The 18,761-nt window shown below is 56.2% G+C and carries 14 protein-coding genes and 1 tRNA gene; 6 read left to right on the top strand and 9 right to left on the bottom strand.

The window, feature by feature from the left end; genetic code table 11:
- Positions 1–155: 155 nt before the first annotated feature.
- The 6 genes from D4Q51_RS01470 to D4Q51_RS01450 all read left to right on the top strand — a co-directional run bounded on the left by D4Q51_RS01470 (position 156) and on the right by D4Q51_RS01450 (position 11,389).
- The gene (locus D4Q51_RS01470; protein WP_120075888.1) at positions 156–1,697 is read left to right on the top strand and encodes a type I restriction-modification system subunit M; all 1,542 of its coding nucleotides are present in this window, start codon (positions 156–158) and stop codon (positions 1,695–1,697) included.
- Positions 1,694–2,818: a restriction endonuclease subunit S gene (locus D4Q51_RS01465; protein WP_120075885.1), complete on the top strand. Its 1,125-nt coding sequence runs from the start codon at positions 1,694–1,696 to the stop codon at positions 2,816–2,818. Before D4Q51_RS01470 ends, D4Q51_RS01465 begins: the two co-directional genes overlap by 4 nt.
- 2 nt (positions 2,819–2,820) lie before the next feature.
- The gene (locus D4Q51_RS01460) at positions 2,821–3,765 is read left to right on the top strand and encodes a hypothetical protein (RefSeq protein WP_120075883.1); all 945 of its coding nucleotides are present in this window, start codon (positions 2,821–2,823) and stop codon (positions 3,763–3,765) included.
- The gene (locus D4Q51_RS01455; protein WP_120075880.1) at positions 3,762–7,166 is read left to right on the top strand and encodes a DEAD/DEAH box helicase family protein; all 3,405 of its coding nucleotides are present in this window, start codon (positions 3,762–3,764) and stop codon (positions 7,164–7,166) included. The genes D4Q51_RS01460 and D4Q51_RS01455 overlap by 4 nt, the downstream gene beginning before the upstream one ends.
- Positions 7,167–7,512: 346 nt before the next feature.
- Complete coding sequence (locus tag D4Q51_RS15585; RefSeq protein WP_162925089.1) at positions 7,513–9,882, top strand: phospholipase D-like domain-containing protein; 2,370 nt, start codon at positions 7,513–7,515, stop codon at positions 9,880–9,882.
- On the top strand, positions 9,869–11,389 hold the full coding sequence (locus tag D4Q51_RS01450) for a septum formation inhibitor-activating ATPase (RefSeq protein ID WP_120075878.1): 1,521 nt from the start codon (positions 9,869–9,871) through the stop codon (positions 11,387–11,389). Before D4Q51_RS15585 ends, D4Q51_RS01450 begins: the two co-directional genes overlap by 14 nt.
- A gap of 291 nt (positions 11,390–11,680) precedes the next feature.
- Here the strand turns inward: D4Q51_RS01450 and D4Q51_RS15580 are convergent, their stop codons facing one another.
- From D4Q51_RS15580 to D4Q51_RS01410, 9 genes are all read right to left on the bottom strand, one after another.
- On the bottom strand, positions 11,681–11,932 hold the full coding sequence (locus D4Q51_RS15580; protein ID WP_162925088.1) for a hypothetical protein: 252 nt from the start codon (positions 11,930–11,932) through the stop codon (positions 11,681–11,683).
- Between the two features lie 317 nt (positions 11,933–12,249).
- Positions 12,250–12,753, bottom strand: coding sequence for a DUF2280 domain-containing protein (locus tag D4Q51_RS01440; protein ID WP_120075873.1), 504 nt, complete (start codon positions 12,751–12,753; stop codon positions 12,250–12,252).
- Between the two features lie 133 nt (positions 12,754–12,886).
- Positions 12,887–14,335, bottom strand: a complete 1,449-nt coding sequence (locus D4Q51_RS15575; protein ID WP_162925087.1) for a hypothetical protein — start codon at positions 14,333–14,335, stop codon at positions 12,887–12,889.
- 67 nt (positions 14,336–14,402) lie between these two features.
- Positions 14,403–14,873, bottom strand: coding sequence for a hypothetical protein (locus D4Q51_RS01435; protein ID WP_205689421.1), 471 nt, complete (start codon positions 14,871–14,873; stop codon positions 14,403–14,405).
- Between the two features lie 121 nt (positions 14,874–14,994).
- The gene (locus D4Q51_RS01430; protein WP_120075869.1) at positions 14,995–15,174 is read right to left on the bottom strand and encodes a helix-turn-helix domain-containing protein; all 180 of its coding nucleotides are present in this window, start codon (positions 15,172–15,174) and stop codon (positions 14,995–14,997) included.
- Positions 15,175–15,215: 41 nt separating this feature from the next.
- Positions 15,216–15,728 carry a hypothetical protein gene (locus tag D4Q51_RS01425; protein ID WP_120075867.1) on the bottom strand — a complete coding sequence of 171 codons (513 nt, stop codon included), beginning with the start codon at positions 15,726–15,728 and terminating at the stop codon, positions 15,216–15,218.
- Positions 15,729–15,753: 25 nt separating this feature from the next.
- Positions 15,754–16,947 carry a tyrosine-type recombinase/integrase gene (locus D4Q51_RS01420; protein WP_120075865.1) on the bottom strand — a complete coding sequence of 398 codons (1,194 nt, stop codon included), beginning with the start codon at positions 16,945–16,947 and terminating at the stop codon, positions 15,754–15,756.
- 185 nt (positions 16,948–17,132) lie between these two features.
- A tRNA-Leu gene (locus tag D4Q51_RS01415) sits at positions 17,133–17,219 on the bottom strand.
- A 270-nt stretch (positions 17,220–17,489) separates the two neighbouring features.
- Positions 17,490–18,761, bottom strand: a 1,272-nt coding sequence (locus D4Q51_RS01410; protein WP_162925085.1) for a UDP-glucose dehydrogenase family protein, incomplete at its 5' end; no start/stop codon positions are given.

The raw sequence follows: 18,761 nt of genomic DNA, 5'->3' as shown, positions 1-18,761 counted from the left end.
CTGTGGGAAGATCTTGGGTTCCGCTAAGAAACCTGTTTCGCATCAAGGCCCATGCGACCTGATTCCTCCCCATTCAAACCCATATTGTGCTTTGCAATCAGTGGCAAAAGGCGGAATGAAGGTGCATCACTTCATCTCAACCGAAAGCCACATAAATGCTCACCGGTGAAATCCGAAATCAAGTCGATCAAATTTGGAATGCCTTCTGGTCGGGGGGCGTCTCCAACCCGCTGTCTGTAATCGAGCAGATCACCTATTTACTCTTCATCAAACGGCTCGATGACTTGCATACTCTTGAGGAGAACAAGGCAGCGAACCTCGGCATCCCTATGGAACGACGGATTTTTCCTGAAGGCAACGACGATCAGGGCCGTCCCTATTCCGATCTTCGCTGGTCGCGTTTCAAGAACTTCGAAGCGCGCGAGATGATGGATGTAGTGGCCGAGCGCGTCTTCCCGTTTCTTCGAGAGCTTGGCGAAGAAGGGTCCAGCTACGGCGAGCACATGAAGGACGCGCGGCTTGGTTTCAGCAACGCCGCACTTCTCGCAAAGACCGTCGACATGCTCGACAAAATCCCGATGGATGATCGCGACACGAAGGGCGATCTCTACGAATACATGCTCGGCAAAATCGCGAGCGCCGGCACCAACGGCCAGTTCCGCACGCCTCGTCACATCATCCGTCTTATGGTCGAAATGACCCAGCCTATGCCCGACGACGTGATCTGCGATCCTGCGCTCGGCACGGCGGGCTTCTTGGTCGCAGCGGGCGAGTATCTCCGCGACAATCACCCGCAGATATTCCGTGACGAGAAGCTGCGGTACCACTTCCACAATGGCATGTTCCACGGGTTTGATTTTGACCCCACCATGCTGCGTATCGGCAGCATGAACATGACGCTGCACGGGGTGGACAATCCTGATGTAAGCTACCGCGACAGCTTAGCCGAAGAGCATGGTAAGGACGCGGGCAAGTACAGCCTGATCCTCGCCAACCCGCCCTTCGCCGGATCGCTCGATTACGATGCGACCGCCAAGGACCTCCAGCAGATCGTAAAGACCAAAAAGACCGAGCTTCTATTCCTCGCCCTGTTCCTGCGCTTACTTAAGACGGGCGGGCGCGCGGCAGTGGTTGTGCCGGACGGCATACTGTTCGGATCCTCCAAGGCGCACCAGGAACTGCGCACGCTTCTGGTTGAAAAGCACAAGCTCGAAGGCGTGCTGAAGCTGCCCTCAGGTGTGTTCAAACCTTATGCGGGTGTGTCGACCGCCGTGCTGTTCTTCACCAAGACCAGCGTGGGCGGAACGGATCAAGTCTGGTTCTATGATCTCCAAGCTGATGGCCTAAGTCTGGATGATAAACGCGCAGACTTGGTGCCACCTGAGAAACAAGGGCCAGTCCCTCGCGAGACGTTGGCCGAAAGTGAGCATGCCAAGAATAACCTACCAGATGTGCTGATCCGCTGGCGCAAGCGGGAGGACGAAGAGCGCGAGAACCCGCGCACAGCGCAGAGTTTCACCGTTACTAAGGAAGAGATCGCTGCAACCGGCACCTACGACCTTTCGCTCAACCGCTACAAGGAGGTCGAACACGAAGAAGTCACACACGAGAAACCCATCGACATCATCAAGGAATTACGTACGTTGGAGCAGGAAATCGGCGATGGCCTCTCCAACCTGGAGGCATTGTTGCGATGAGCTCGCTTCCGGCAGATTGGCAGCTACCTGAAGGGTGGACAATGAAAGCGGCGGGAGACGTTGCCACGCTGCAACGTGGATTCGACTTGCCGGTGCAGGATCGACAAGACGGAGTAGTTCCGATTTTTGCCGCCAATGGCTCGGTAGGAACACATTCCGTCCATAAAGTTGAGGGACCTGGTGTCGTCACTGGTCGAAGTGGTTCCTTGGGAAATGTCCATTTTGTCGAAGAAAACTTTTGGCCGCTGAACACGGCTCTCTGGGTGAAGGACTTCCACGGCAATGAACCAAAATGGGTGTCGCGACTGCTTCGTTGGATGCGACTTGAGCAATATACGCGCGGAGTGGGCGTTCCGACGTTGAACCGAAATTTGGTTCATGAGATTGAAATTCCCGTCCCCCCGCTCGATGAGCAGAAGCGGATTGCGGCGATCCTTGATCAAGCGGACGAGCTGCGCCGCAAGCGTCAGCGAGCGATCGACCGCCTGAATCAATTTGGTGAAGCGGCGTTCGCTCAGCTTGATATATCGAAGGGAAGATGGTCCGAACTCTCTGAGGTGTGTGAATTTGAGAATGGGGATCGAGGTAAGAATTATCCTGGAAAAAAATCTCTTCTAAGTAAGGGCATTCCGTTCGTTAGCGCCGCTGATCTGGATGCCAACGGGGAGGTGGTGCGAAGCAACCTATCTTACATTTCTGATGCTAGATTCGAGATGCTACGATCTGGGAAGTTCGCTGGTGGCGATTTCCTGTTTTGTTTGAGAGGGTCCCTCGGAAAATTCGCTCTGGTGCCTGATGGAATGTCAGGTGCGATTGCATCTTCTCTAATCATTATAAGAATTTCAGACTCTCTCGATCATGAGTTTTTTCGCGGCTACCTCGGAAGTCGCCTCGTAAAAAAGGAAATTGATTTTTACAGCAATGGGCTGGCGCAGCCCAATTTGTCAGGTGCGTCCTTAAAGAAATTTAAAATCTTCCTGCCGCCAATTGAGGTGCAAAAAAAATTTGGCGCGACCATGTCGAAAATTGGTGAGACGAGGGAGCGTCTCTTGCGATCGAAAGCTCAATTGGATCACCTCTTTGCATCGCTCCAACACAGCGCCTTCCTAGGAGGGCTGTGATCATGCGCGGTGAACTTCTAAATGTATGGGACAAGGTATGGTCAGAGGTTTTCGTAAAGCTCTCAAAACATAAAGATGCGCCGAACGAGCTTTTCTCAGAATTGTATGATGCAGTCATACCGTTGCCACTTCCGCCCACCGAGCCTGCAGAACCAACGCAATACGATGAAGACGGCAACCTCACTGACCCTGCCGAAATTGCGGAAGAAGAGGCCTACAAAGACGCCCTTGAGGCATTCAATGCGGCTCGGTCTCATTATGAGCAAGCCGTGTCGGGTAACACAAACGCTCGACGCTGGCTGCGCACTGAGTTGCCGCTACACATCACGTCTGAGAGTAAAGCTCTAAGAGCCCTAGCAGCGGTGCATGAAAAAGTTCGGGACATAGGCGGTGACGGATTGAGCAACCGCTACTTCATTCTCGTCCAAACCTTCATCGACAAATACAGCTTACGATATGATCTTCGTCGACCATTTTCGATACATCCTACACTGCCTGGAATCTTCGCTAGGATGGTGAGCAATTTAAAGTCTGCGGCAGAGGCTGATGCGCACTTGGCAAACGCCTTTCACGAATTTGAAGACGCTCTCCGTGATCTAACCATCGAACAGACGCCTAACCGCATTAAGACCTGCATTGCGAAGCAGACCAATTTCCTGGAAGCTATTGGCAGCCTTGCACCAAACGTCACTGGCAACACCCTGGGAGCAATCTGCAATCAGGTCGGGACCTGGCCGCACGAAAAAGTGAAAGATTCCGTCAAGGGCTTGTACGGTTTCGCCTCCGATTATCCTGGCATACGCCACGGGGGGACCCCCGCTAATAAGCTTCGGGAAATTGAGATGCGCGATCTCGTTTCGGTTTGTGTCGTCCTGTTTGGGTTTGCACCATATCTGACCGACCAATTGAACTCAGTTGATATCTATTCAATCGGGGAGGCCGCATGAGCCAGTTCGCCTTCCTCCGAGCTGAATTTGCCGAGGTCTTTCGCTTAGCAAGGAAGGCGGAAACACTCGCCCTGTCCGATCCACGCGGAAGCTGCTTTCATTCCCGCCTCGCGCTCGAAAGCGCGGTCAAGTGGATGTACGAGCATGATCGCAATCTGCATTCGCCCTATGATACAACGCTTTCCGCGCTGATCCATGAGGGCACGTTCCGCTCCTTGGTCGGCAATCCGCTGGTCACCAAGGCGCGGATCATCAAGGACCTGGGCAATGTCGCGGTGCATGAGACGCGGTCCATCCCGGAGAGGTCCGCGACCGACAGTCTGAAGCAGCTCTTTGATTTCTGCTATTGGCTGGTGCGCACCTATGCGCGCGGGGTTAAGCCCCACCCGGCTGTACAGTTCTCCATCTCCGACTTGCCGCGTGCGGTGCAGGTGGAGGCCTCCACCCTCAAGAAATTGCAGGCCATGGCCAAGGAGCGCGAGGACGCAGCGAAGGCGCTTGCCGAAGAGCAGGCCGCCCGCATCAATAGCGAGGAAGACCGCGCCGCGCTCGATGAGGAGATCAAACGGCTTCAGGCGCAGATCGAGGCGATCAAGGCCGAGAATGCCAAGGTCGAAGACGCCCACGATTACAACGAAGCCGAAACCCGCGACATCTGGATCGACCGCCTACTGGCCGAGGCTGGCTGGCCGCTCGATCAGCCGCGCGACCGCGAGTTTCCGGTCACTGGTATGCCCAGCACCTCTGGCGAGGGCTTTGTCGATTATGTGCTGTGGGGCGATGACGGCAGGCCGCTGGCGGTGATCGAAGCCAAGCGCACCAAGCGCGATCCGCGTGAAGGCCAGCAGCAAGCAAAGCTTTATGCCGACTGTCTGGAGCAACAATTCGGCGTGCGCCCGCTGATCTTCTTTACCAATGGCTATAAGCATTGGCTGTGGGATCACGGGGCCTATCCGCCCCGCGAGGTACACGGCTTCTACAAGAAGGGCGAGCTGGGACTGTGGCGCCAGCGCAAGGCTGCGCGCCGGTCCATTGCTACCACCAAGATTGATGAGAGCATCGCAGGGCGCTATTATCAGACACGCGCCATCCGCCGGATCGGTGAGACCTTCGAGAAGGACCGACAACGCAAGGCACTGCTGGTGATGGCGACGGGCTCGGGCAAGACCCGCACCGTAATCGCGCTGGTCGATCAGCTGATGCGCGCAAATTGGTGCAAGCGCGTACTGTTTCTGGCCGATCGCGTCGCATTGGTGAAGCAAGCGCACAACGCGTTCAAGGCGCATATCCCAACCACCCCGAGCGCGAACCTGATCGAGAAGTACGACGCGAAGAAGAACGACCACAATGGCGCGCGCGTTTGTGTTGCCACCTACCCCACGATGATGGGGCTGATTGACGAAATTCAGAACGGCCGGAAGCGCTATGGCCCAGGGCACTTCGATCTGATCGTGATCGATGAGGCACACCGCTCCGTCTATCGGAAATACCGTGCGATTTTCGACTATTTCGACAGCTTGCTGGTCGGGCTTACCGCTACCCCACGCGATGAGATCGACCGCGACACCTACTCGCTTTTCGAGCTTGAGCGCGGTGTACCGACTGACAGCTATGATCTCGAAGAGGCAGTGGGTGACGGCTTCCTTGTTCCGCCTACTCCGATATCGGTACCGACGCGCTTCATGTGTGAGGGGATCAAGTACGACCAGCTCTCCGATGAGGACAAGGAGAAGTGGGATATTCTCGAATGGGAAGGCCAGCTTCCCAGGGACGATGTCGATCCGACGGCGCTTAACAAGTGGTTGTTCAATGAGGACACCGTCGACAAGGTACTTGAGCATCTAATGGTCAACGGCCTCAAGGTTGCCGAGGGCGACCGGCTGGGCAAGACGATCATCTTCGCCAAGAACCACAAGCATGCGCAGTTCATCGCGGAGCGATTTGATACCAACTACCCGCATTTAAAGGGCTCATTCGCCCGTGTGATCGACTACTCGGTTGAGTACCCGCAATCCCTGATCGACGATTTCTCGATTGCCGACAAACCGCCGCACATCGCCATTTCAGTCGACATGCTCGACACCGGCATCGACGTGCCCGAGGTGCTCAATCTCGTCTTTTTCAAGGTCGTGCGATCAAAGACCAAATTCTGGCAGATGATCGGACGCGGCACACGCCTTTGCGAAGACCTGTTCGGGCCTGGGCGCGACAAAACTGAGTTCTTGATCTTCGACTATTGCCAGAATTTCGAATTCTTCAACCAGAACCCGAACCTGAAGGAAGGCACGCAATCTGCTTCCCTTACTGAGAAGCTGTTTGCCACACGCATCGAGCTCGCCATGCAGCTGGCAGGCTTGCCCGAAGAAGAACGTGGGCAAGGTCTGGCGCAGCTCGACATAGACACGCGCGACCGCCTTTTCGATGAGGTGGCCGCCATGAATCTCGATAATTTCCTTGTCCGCGCCAAGCGCAAGGAGGTTGAGAAGTTTCAGATGCGCGAAGCATGGAACGAGATCGGCCCGAATGAGCGTGAGGTGCTGATTGGCGAGATTGCCGGTTTACCGTCGGCATTCGAAGATACGGACATCGCTGCAAAGCAGTTCGACTATATCATCCTAAGAGGGCAGCTTTCTCTTCTCCAGAATCATGTGTCGTTCGCGCAGTGTCAGGAGAAAGTGCTCGCGCTAGCCTCTAAGCTCGAAGGTCTCGGGAATGTCCCGATGGTCGCAGCGCAGATGGAATTGATCCTCGAAGTTCAGACGCCTGACTACTGGACCGACATCGATGCTTGGACGCTCGAGCAGATGCGTCGCCGGCTCCGTGCTCTGATGAAGCTGATCGAAGGCGATGAAGCAGTGATCATCTACACCGACTTCGAAGACGAGATGGGCGAAGCGACGCGCATCCAATTGCCACATGCGGGTATTGGGACTGACAAGCCGCGCTTCCTGATGAAGGTGCGCCACTTCCTCAAAACCCATGCCGATCACATCACGATCCAAAAACTTTACCGCAATGAGCAGTTGACCCCGCAGGACTTGGTCGAGCTGGAGCGCATCTTGCGCGAGGAAACAGAGGCGAGTGACGCTGACATCGCCGTTATCACGAACGAGGGCGGCCTAGGCCTATTCATTCGTTCACTCATCGGCCTTGATCGCGAGGCTGCGAAGGAAGCGTTTGGCGAGCTTGTGGCGGGCAAGAACCTCAACGCGAACCAGATCGAGTTCATTAATCTGATCATCGACTATTTGACGGAACGCGGTGCGATGGACCCACGCCGCCTCTACGAAAGCCCGTTCACCGACTTGGACGATCAGGGTGTTAGTGGCGTGTTCCCGCAGGCAGATGTGCATCGCATTGTGCAGGTACTGAAGGATCTGCAAGGTCGAGCTGCCGCATGAAGTGAGGAAAATCCGGTATTTATTATGAGGCGAAACTTGCAGCCCCCTCCCCCAGCAAGCCCTCGGATGACATCCGGGGGCTTTTTCTTTGCCCGAAAGGAATCCCACCATGCGTGTAATCCGCACGGCGGGGGACGTGGCGTCCGCGCTGTCTGCCCCGCTCGATACCACTCTCAAGGAACGGCTGGCTGCCCAGCGTGAGTAACGGCTTCAGGTACGTTGAGGAAGCCAAATTCTCGATACGGGGTCAGGACGCAAACGCCGCTTGGCGCCAAGCCTATCGTCCTACAAAGAGAAACCGGAAACGACTTTTGCGCTCAGCAAAATGATGCAAAAAGGCTCTACGATGCAACCACTTGATATCGTCAGAGCTTCAGCCTGGAAGCGCTCACTATTCACCACCTACGCCTTAAGTCTATCCTTTTTCGAGGCAGTGGTGATGGATGCCTTCGTGCGAGGTGGAGGAAGGGATCCGCTGATCCTAGCCGACACACAAGGCATTACCCATGCTCTCGCTGAGCAAGGCGCTCGCCTGGTTGGTCGCGAATATGAGCTGCTACCAGTCCATCAAAATGCCGGGGTATTTCATCCGAAGATTTCGGCCTTTCTGGACGAGGAAGACGCTCATCTGTTGGTCGGTTCAGGTAACCTGACTTTCGGCGGCTGGGGAGGAAATGCGGAACTTCTCGAACATTTTCATACAGGGAACGCACCGCGCCTATTCTCTGACCTAGCCGACTATCTTGAACTTCTCGCGACAGGCGAACTCGTGGAAATTGCTGCGCCTGAGCGGATAATGACTTTCGCAGAAGAGTTACGCGCAACGATTAGCGGAAAGACGGACAATGGGCGGGTGCGTCTGCTCCATAATGCCGGTCAAACCATTGTCGGCCAGTTGCACGAGGAGGCAGAAAATCTCGGCGGTGCGACACGCATTTGCTTTGCTGCGCCCTTTTACGATCTCGATGGCCGAGGCGTCAGAGATTTGGCAAACCTGCTAAATTGTGAAGATATATGGGGTTACGTTCACCAGGGTGGCGAAGTCCAAGGCGTTTCGAGCAGCAACTGGCCGCACGATTCTGATTTGACGCTTCGAGCTGGACATATCTCCGAGGCTTGGGCGAGCGATCAAAGGCGGCTGCACGCAAAGAGCGTAGAGATAGTTTGCCGATCGGGCCGCTTGCTACTTTCGGGCAGCGCGAACGCAACTCGGGCCGGGCTCTTCGGTCCGAATTCAGAAGCAGCGGTCTTGCGAATTTTTCCAAGTCGCGACCAAGTTTGGTCCATTTCCGACTGCTCGCCGCCCCCCAGACAAGCGCTCGACGAACAAGACGATCTCGAAGCCGGAGCAGAAGCGACAAAAGTGCTTGGTGCTGAACTCCAGGGCTCCGCCGTCGTCGGGAAAGTAATGGGCGGGTGGCCTTTCGCTGATGGCAATCTGAGGTGTAGCATTGCAGGCACGACTCTTGACCTTGGAAACGTAACAGTCGGCGATGACGGCTCTTTTGCGCAGCACAGTTTGGAGATGGCGGACAAAGCCTGGCAAACTGGAAGAATCATTCTCACTCTCAGCAACGGCGACATTCAAGCGAGCGGTTTCTTGTCAGTTAAGGCTGTTTCTGACCTGGCCAAACGCACAGGCAAGACTGGTCCTCGTATCTTGGCCATCCTCTCTGGGACCGAAACGCCGACCGACGTTGCGGCGATAATTTCTTGGTTTCACGAAGATCCCGATCGCCTGCCTCGAGCATCCTCGACCTCAGACTTTGGCTCAAAGCGCCCTGAAGAAGTTCAAGTTGAGCTTGTCTCTGCTTCGGCCTTCGCGGCGAACTACAACGTGCACGACGACCACTTTACGGGGGCGGAGCGGGAATCGGGCCTCTCATATGCAATGCGTGCATTGTTGGATGCATTTCGCGCAACCAGCGGACCATTCAATGAAGAAGCTCAAGCCGCTCGGGATCGCGGCGAATTAGATGCGGGAGCTGAAGGGGATCTCGTCCGCGACGAGCAAAAGAATGAGCAGACGCTGCTAACCTTTGGGAAGTTACTCTCGGCAGCAATGGCTTCGGGCCATTCTGGCGCGCACGCTGAAGCTATGCTTGCGCTCGCCCACTACCTTACCGACCGAATACGTCCCGAGCCCGAGCAAGTCCTACAGTGGGTCGATCGGATCCAACGAGGCTGCGGAGGGAAAATCAGCGAAGAACTAGCCCAAGACCTCGTCGCACTAGCTGTTCTCCAAGTCGCAAATCGACCATACGAACAACAAATCCAAAGCACTCGCCGATTTCTTGTTCGACATGGATTGATCAATCGCTTGAAGAATGCGGATGCCCAGCGACTTCCTGCAATGGCGAGCGTCATTCCACTGCAAATCAAGCGGTCCGACGCGCTGCAGAAGATTGTAGATGCGAGAACCTGCTCTGAAGAACTACAAGTCCTCCTTTCGACGCCGACTGAGCAAGAACTGCCGCCTCTGCCCGCTCTAGAACAACACAATCTTTGGTCCAGTTTGCGATTGCTCCATTCCGATCCGGGGCGAAGAGAGCGTCTACTTACTTTAGAAGAGCCTGCGGACGCGTGCCCGCGCTGCAACATAGTTTTGGCGACATCTGCTAGAGAAGACCTGCGTCTCCTTGACGTCTCCAAATGTACTAATGGTCGATGTGGACGCCTGATCGCTGTGGTTGGGAGTGATCATGAACCTCGATGAATTGATCTCCGCTTCGGACGCAGCGATGGCAGCACGGCTTGTCGACCCCTCAAAGATCGACATCGGTGGTGTGGATCCGCTCGGACTTAGGCAGATAAATTTCGACATGATGGATCAAGTGCTGCCTGGACTGAACAATGTGGCTCGTCATGTTCGACCCTATTTGCTGATGACTTGGGCTTGGCGTCGCGCTGGGGTTTTGAATGAGCGACTAGGACCAAGAAGCGTTGGCGAACTTCGAGACTTCGTCGACCGAATCGAGACGATCTATGCTTGGTCGCAGTTCTTGATCGATGACGAAACCGACTTGCCGGGCGGTCAAGCGCTAGCGGGCCTGATTCAAAGCGAGACCTATACCTTTGGTGGGGAGGCTTGGGAAAAATTTCGCAATGTCCGGCGATATTCAACCGGCCTTATCGCTGCTGTGAATTACGGGCCCAGCTTACGGACAATGAATTGGATTGCGGACCTCGCGGACTTGGAGGACTCAACCGTCAACCAACGCGGCGCCTACAAAGCCAACCCACAGGCTGATCCGGGTCTAGAATTGGCCCTTCAACAGTTCGAAGCCAGTTTCTCTGACGCGTTGCCTCACCCGGCGTTTAATGAGTTTGGCGCGGTCACGGTGACGAGAGAAGAAGCCAAAGCCTGGGGGCAGATGTGGAGAATGAAAGACGTGACGCCCGAGGGTAAACAGGCTGCATGGACGCGCGTGAACTCTGGCTATGGTGGCGAAGTACGAAAGCGCGGCCTTCAGCTTGTCCGGTTCGCAGCAACCTACGGAACAAACAGCGTCAATGAGGAAGAACGGGTTCGCCGGATTATGAGCGATCCCTCCGGAGTTCCTTTCCCTGACGAGTTAAAGCCATATGCAATCGCCTGGCGCAGAATGCAGGTAAGGCAAGTTTTTCGCCTGGCACTTGAAGGCCTCCTCACCTGGACACAGCTAGCTCTAGTTGATCGCCCACTCTCGACCCGCCGTTTGGCATCGAATTTTATCGAAGAGCTTGGTCCAGTAAGTGAGCAGGGCACCGCGCAGGAATGGTGTTCCACGTTTGATTATTCGTCAGATCCGATAGATCACCTCAACTCACTGGAGCAGTCTCTCGATGATCAGGTTGGCTTTCCCTTGGCAGCCATGAAGGCACTGCGCTTTTGTGTTGCCGAAGCTCCATCTGAGGCTGAAGGATTTGAAAGAAGCGACAGGCTGCCCCTAATCAGGGCGGCGAAAGATTGGCACGCTTGGGAAAGCCTAACGCCCAAAGCGTTTATAGGAAATATGATCGAAGGCTGGCTGTTTGCGCAGCATACCTATTGGAGTGTTGGGCGAGGATTGCAGGACGCGAGAAGCAACGGCAAGACCATCCTCCGAATGCGCATTTTCATCGATGAGGGCGGCTGGCGGCTGGCTGACGGTTACAATCCAGGCGGTAGGCCGAACCCCACACCGGATCGCATCGAGACAGCATTGAGCCTGTTGCAAGAGTGCGGCCAGCTAGATGCTTAGAGGAATAATCGGATTTTCAATACGTCGCTTCTGCACCGTCGGCCGGTTAAAGGCACTTTGTTTCGGATAGAAGTTTAATCCGCGAGGCCAGAAATCGACTTCAGCATTTATTTGGGAGGAAATGGCAAAGGATAAATCGAAGAGGACGCTCGGCTGCTCGCTGATTTGTCTCCTTCAGTGGGACTCGATGTGCGGGCCAAATACCCCAGATCCACAAGCGTAATCGAATTCACATATGTAGAAGGCCCCCTTAGGGGCCACTTCGACTGCGGCGTCTGGATGCATCGTAAATCAATGGACCGCGCAATAATTTTGGACGGTATCGTGGACGATCGTCGGCAGGTCAGCGTTGAAGCTTTCAATCTGCCTGGTCTGGCGGCTGATAATGGTCTCGATGATCGCAAGCCTTTCCAGCAGTAGGCGCTCACCCTCTTCCATCGAGGTTCCATGGACCGCAAGGATCAAGCGGAGACGAAAATGTTCGCCATCGGGCCAATCATGTTCCTCGTCCGCGCGGAACATCCAAAGCTCGGCGTCGCCCACGAACGGAACAGAGAGCGTATAGCAATAAACCTGCTCGCCAGTTCCCCCATCTTGCCGGCTGGTTCGACTTCAATGTGCAGATCCTCAGTCCGTAGCTCAATCGGATACAGCTCTAGGTTCATGCATAAGGTATCTACCAAGTCCCGCTGATTGATGGGCAAAGAGACCGTTAGGAGGGTCTCCCGCAATCGCGCCTTACGCATCCTGAAGAGCTCTGAGAGTGGAAATTGCGCAAAGAGCGGGAGCTGGTATGCAGCGGTCATCCCAAGTTCCCTTTCAGTAAAGCCCCACAGATCGAGACTGATCCGTTCCGACAGTCATTCGCCGGAATCTTTCGCGTCCATTCTGATCACCTCACCAATGGCTCTCTGTACGACGATGCGAGGCTTCTCGCTCGGCTCAGCGGTATCCTCAGACCAGCTTCGTAGCTGATCAATCTTGTTGGCCCGGACTGCCCTATTGACGAAAATATCGCCGACCTCCTCAGCCGCCTGCTTCAAGACCTTCATTGCTAGGCGTAGATCTCCTTGCTCCATGGCCTGCTGCCTGATCTTCTCCAAGGCATGAAGGCGGTACGCCCGATAGTAGATCGGGATCTCCGCAATCTCGCGGTCAAAGCGTGCGCGAGCAGCCTCAAAATATGCTCGCCACCGTTCTCCGGCAGCGAATTGATAGGTCGTGGGGTCATAAGCCCTGACGTGCCTTGGCGTCATATCAATACCAAACTCAGCGCGGATCATCTGGGCGACCGTACCCGGTGTCCTGTAGGCTGCGAGATGCTCGATCAATCTCCGTTTTACGTGTTCTGGAATTCTCGTCATCAGGTAAGGCCGAGGTAAGTTTTCAGGAGGCTTGCGATTATTGTGGGCGGGTAATGCGGGTAAGATTCTCGACTCCTTGTGCGGGCCAAAGATAATGCCGAGCAGCAGTGCAAAATCTTACCCGCATAACCCGCTATACCCGCCGGACAGACCATAGCTTCTGCTTTGCATGACCATCATACATCGATTGAAATCGCAGGTTATCGACAATCCGGCCTTCTTCACGCCTAAGATAATAACCGAGCTTTCGCGGATCAGGCTCACCTCTGCGCCCTTCCGAAATTGCAAGGAGCGCTTGGTATAAATCTTCGTGGCATCGATTACCGAACGGATTTAGATCAAGAGCCAAAGTCACTACATCGCCAGTGGTCTTGCAATCGTCTCCAGCCGCTCGGTGCCAAGCACGAAGCAATGCGCCAAGGTCAGCGATTGCTGGATCCAGATTACGCACCGAACTCATAGTCTTGAGCGGGTCGTCTTGCCCTAGCCAAACCAGTGTAGAACGTACTAGCCTATTCCACTCTTCAAACGATCCAAGCGGCGGCATTGGTTCAGGACAGCCAGCAACCTGGTATGCCCTAACGACAGTAAGCGCCGCAGCGATAAATTGACCTCGATCTGCCAGAACCGTTTGCACCGGGTCAGCAGCAAACTCTCTTAATTCTGGTCTTTCGACCTGAGGATCTAATTTGCACTGGATTGTGCGACGAACCATATCGCCGACCAGCTGAATGTTATTGCCGGTTGCGAACCAGGTGGCGTAACTTTCAACTCTTACAAGCTCCGAACGGCCCAGTGGGCGAAGTGAGACAATGGGTCGTTCGACTGCTTGACAGAGTTGATCGCCACCCAGGTCTCCGTTGACGTTATCAATTGATATGACCGGATGGCCGTCGAGCAAAGCAGCTGCAACTCGCTTGTCAGTCTCGTCTTCGTGTTTCCCAGCTGAAAGGACGGGGGCGCGTTGACCAGTGCTAATGACCGATGCGAGGTCGACAATATAGCTCTTCCCGGATCCGGCGACCGGTGCTGAAATCGTGTGCAATGGTGCTACCGGAATCGCTCCGCGAACGATCGGCGTAATAAGCGCAGACAGAGCGACCGACCGGCTTGCACGATCTGCGAAAGGAAATTCCTCCAAGAGAGAATTTAGTAAATTCAGCCCCCTCTCAGCTTGTTGCTTGCTCGGCCGCAGCGGTATCGAGGGCATCATCACGGGATCTGCAAGATAAAGTCTTGTAAGCTTGTCGTAGCCTGGTGAAGACAAGATCGTTCCATCTGGTCTCAAGGTAGGTGTGCCGATGATCCCAGAGATCCGAGGAAAGCCCCACTCACCATCCCGGGCCAAAATTGTCTCGGCGACTTTGCGCGGTGGGTCTATCGGCACCCAAGTACCAAGCTGTTTATGGTATCGCTTCCATTTGGTCGCGCGAGAGAGATGATCAATTAAGGTTCTGATCTCGACCTCAACCAGCCGGTGAACCTTGGTGGTATTTCCGTAAGATGCGGCAAGCTCGTCGCTAACTGGTCGAACCAGGGTCGAACCACGCACAAAGAAGGGAACATTTGCATCGAGCAGCATGCGCTCAGCTTTGGTCGCAAACTGCGCAAGTTGCCCCTCGCGGAACCTGACTTCCTGGTGCAGCGACCTAGGCATCTAATGGAACTTCAATGTGAGGAAATGCTACGCTGCGATCCATCTTGCGCAGCAATCGTCGCCGTATTGAATCACTCTCGACGATTAAGCCTGGGCCTCGCCTAATCGCATTCCAGAAAAAACGAGGCGCATCCCAATCGAGGATCAGCATCGCCTCACCGGCGAGCGCCAGCCAGGCAAGCGGGTTCGAAACTACTCGCACAGGCTGGTCCTGGTCCAAATGTTCAATACCAAGAGCAAAACCGTCGCCAGTCCTTCGAAGAAACCGGGCCGGACAACAGGTTTGAAACGCAATCAGATCGACGATTCCAGTGTCCCCGAAGTCGGTATGGGGCGTGATCACCGGCATGATCATCGCCAGGCGACCTTCCGGATCCGGCTCGAAGAAATTCTCGGTTGTGTTGACAATTCTCGCGACGCCGAACTGGTCTTGAAATTGTCCAAGCTTGGCGATTGCGGACATGGGCACACCGCATGCTTCGACGCGATTGATTTCCCGCAGACCAACAGCCTCGCACGCCGCTGACATCTCCATGTCTAACAAGGTCGGCATCACCGCAAACCTTCGCCAGACTACCGATCCGCTACCCGTTCCCTTCCACAAGCGCGCGCAGCGATTCCGCATTCACCAAAGTGCGCCGCCCGATACGCGTTACCTTCAAACGGCCCTCATTGATGAGATCGTAAAGGCGGGTCTTTCCGATCGACGAAACCTGACAGGCTTCCGTGATCGAATAAGCGAGAGGTGTGAGACTATTCGGCATTGAGCTTCCCCGGTCATTGATGAACAGGGGATCTCAGTTACTCAGCTTTTTTCTTCGTCGCAAAGCGTTTTGGCGGCAAATTTGCGCCCCAAATAATCCACTTCGCCTCTGTCGTACATCTCTTGGAGCCGCTCCTGCTCAATGGCCTTCAACGCCATCTCGCGGTGGGGTGCTACTCTCTTCCGAACGTATTTGGAGCTCAAACCCATTGCCTTTCCAACTTTATGGCAAGCGTCCTTATGTGGTCCTCGTCTGAAGCCGCCAATGCGGGCTACAGCCAACGCCATGTCGGCGTCACGGAAAAGCTCCAGCTGGGAATTCTTTGTCGCGGTCGGCAGATCTGATCGTCGGACAACTTCCAACGTGTAGTAGGGATGCCCGCCCTCCATTAGCTCGAGGATCGTTTGACAAACCAGCGGGTGAATTCTTCCTCCGGTCGCCCGCAGATGCTCGGCGAACCAGCGAAGACGTCCCATGTGCAATTCGGTGGCTGCATAGTAGGCGCTCAAACCCGCGGGGACGGGCAACTCGTTCTCGCTCTCATCTGTATCCATCAACTCTTCTCCTGCTCTCAGCGTGTCAACACTGGCTTATCCTCAGTTCATCAAGGTGTTCACTCCACCACTGTGCCATCCTGACACGCTCCTCCCAGTGTTGGCCGCGGTGATAGATCCCGCGCACGACATTCTGATCCTGGTGGGCCAGTGCACGCTCAATGGCGTCGTGACTCCATAGTCCGGATTCGTTGAGAAGGGTCGAAGCCGTCGCGCGCAGCCCATGTGCCGTCATCTCGTCCCCGGAGTATCCCATGCGCCTCAAGGCTGCCGTCAGGGTATTCTCGCTCATCGGTCGCCCTCTCGCATGAAGAGACCGGAAGACGTAGCGTGAGCCGCCATTGAGATCGCGAAGCTGCAGGAGCAACTCCAGCACCTGAGTGGAGAGCGGCACGGCGTGCGGACGGCGCGCCTTCATCTTGCCCGCCGGGATCCGCCAGACGGCCTCGGCAAAGTCGATCTCGTCCCATTCGGCATGGCGAAGTTCGCCAGGACGCACGAAGACATGAGGCGCAATCTTCAGAGCGTAGATCGTCGTGTGGTTGCCTTCATAGCGATCAATGGCTCGCAGGAGACCGCCGAGTTCGGCAGGGTCAGTGATCGCCGCATAGTGCTTGGGCTTGGGATTGATGAGAGCGCCTCTCAAGGGAGCGCATGGATCGTGTTCTGCGCGCAGCGTCGCCACGGCATAACGGAAGACCCGCGAAGCAAAACTGCGTAACCGCTTGGCCTTCTCGTAGGTCCCTTCGCGCTCGTGCCGCTTGAGGACTAGGAGCATCTCGTGCGGGGTGATCTCGGCAACCGGCCGGTGGCCGATCGACTTGCTGAGCACGCTTGCGAGCCAGTTGTTCTTGACCAGGGTGGCCATCGCCAGCCCTTCGGCCTCGCGCTTGGCGATGTACTCGTAGGCGACCGCCTCGAAGGTATCGCCAGCCCGAATGAGTGCAGCGACCTTTTCTTCGCGTTTGCGCCTTGCCGGATCCCCTCCCCTTGCAATCTCGACCCGCGCCTCATCGCGCAGGAGCCTCGCCTCCTTTAGGCCGACCTCAGGGTATCTGCCGAAGGAAAGCTTCTTTTCCTTTCCGAGCTGGCGATACTTCATGCGCCAGAGCTTCGAACCGTTGGGGCGAACGAGGATGTAGAGCCCGCCGCTGTCGGAAAGCTTCCAGTCGCGCTCGCGCGGGGCAGCTTGTTTGAGTTGCAAATCTGTCAACGCCATGGGGGCCTCACCTCCATTTCGGGCGTTTTCCGTGCCTGTTTTCGTGGGGGCCTCGGGCAAAAAAGGCCCCCGAGGCCCCCAGATCGAAAACGAACGCTGATGAACGCCAGCGATCAAAACTAGCGTTTTTGTACCAGATTTCAGTGGGTTTTGAAATCGCGAACGAACGTCGGCGAATGTGTAAATGGTGCCCAGAAGAGGACTCGAACCTCCACGCCCTTGCGAGCGCCGCCACCTGAAGACGGTGCGTCTACCAATTCCGCCATCTGGGCACCGGAGCGGTGATGCGCCTGTTGCTGTCACCGCAAGGTAGGAGCGGGCCGATAGCGATCCTCGCCAGCGGCTGTCAACCAATTTACCTGCCAACAAGGCAGAAAATCACGCAAATCGTATTCTGCCAACCAGTTTACGAGGGCTTCCCCTCCTGCAGAGATGGCAGGGTGCGGACCTGTTGCGGTTGGATTGTCTGGATTCCGGCGACCTGCCCGCCCCCCGAACTGCCTCAATAGCTTAAAGAAAGCGCGTGCAGCGAGCGATTCGGCTCACCGCCCCACGGCGACGTATTCGAACCCGTGGCGTTCGACGTCGGTGCGGCTGTAGAGGTTCCTGAGGTCTACCAGCAGGGGCGTTTTCAGCAGGCCTTTCATGCGCTCCAGGTCCAATGCGCGGAAGGTGTCCCACTCGGTCACGATCACGGCGGCGTCGGCGCCGTCCATCGCTTCGTAGGGCCCCTCGCAATAGGTCACCTTGTCGATCACCTTCTTCGCCTGCTCCATGCCTTCGGGATCGTAGGCCTTCACCCTGATCCCTGCATCCTGCAACGCCTGCACCACGCTGATCGCGGGGCTGTCGCGCATGTCGTCGGTGTTCGCCTTGAACGTCAGCCCCAGCACCGCCACGGTCCTGCCGTGCTGGTCGCCGCCGCCAAGGGCATTGATGACCTTGCGCCCCATCGAGCGCTTGCGCTGGTCGTTGCTGGCGACAACGCTTTCCACGATCCGCAGCGGGCTTTCGTAATCCTGCCCGGTCTTCAGCAGGGCCAGCGTGTCCTTGGGAAAGCACGAGCCGCCATAGCCCGGCCCCGGCATCAGGAAACGGTTGCCGATGCGGCTGTCGAGGCCGATGCCCTTCGCGACATCGCGCACGTCCGCACCCACCTTCTCGCACAGGTCGGCGATCTCGTTGATGAAGCCGATCTTGGTGGCGAGGAAGGCGTTGGCGGCATACTTGGTCAGTTCCGCCCCGCGCCGGCTCATCACCACCAGCGGGCTCTCGTTGCGGGTGAGCGGGCGATAGATTTCCGCCAGCACCGTCTCGGCGTGCTCGTCGTTCACACCGATCACTACGCGGTCGGGCCGCTTGAAGTCGTCGATTGCCGCGCCCTCGCGCAGGAACTCGGGGTTGGAGGCGACGGAGAACTCGAGATCGGGCGCGGTCTCGCGGATGATGCGCTCCACCTCGTCACCCGTGCCGACCGGCACCGTCGACTTGTCGACCACCACCACGCCTTTCGGCAGCAGCGGCGCCATCTCTTCGGCCGCGGCATAGACATAGGACAGGTCCGCATGGCCATCCCCGCGGCGGCTGGGCGTTCCCACTGCAATGAACACCGCGTCCGTTCCCGGCAGCGCCTCGGCAAGGTCCAGCGTGAACGCCAGCCGCCCGGCTTCCACGTTCTTCGCCACCAGCTCGTCCAGCCCAGGCTCGAAAATAGGGATTTCGCCAGCCAGCAGCGCGTCGATCTTCGACTGATCCTTGTCGACGCACACGACCTCGTGACCGAAATCCGCAAAACAGGCGCCGGAAACAAGGCC

Source organism: Aurantiacibacter odishensis (assembly GCF_003605195.1).
In the GTDB taxonomy this organism is placed as follows: Bacteria; Pseudomonadota; Alphaproteobacteria; order Sphingomonadales; family Sphingomonadaceae; genus Alteraurantiacibacter; species Alteraurantiacibacter odishensis.
Note: the sequence above shows the minus strand (reverse complement) of the source record. Positions and strands in the feature narration are given on the sequence as shown.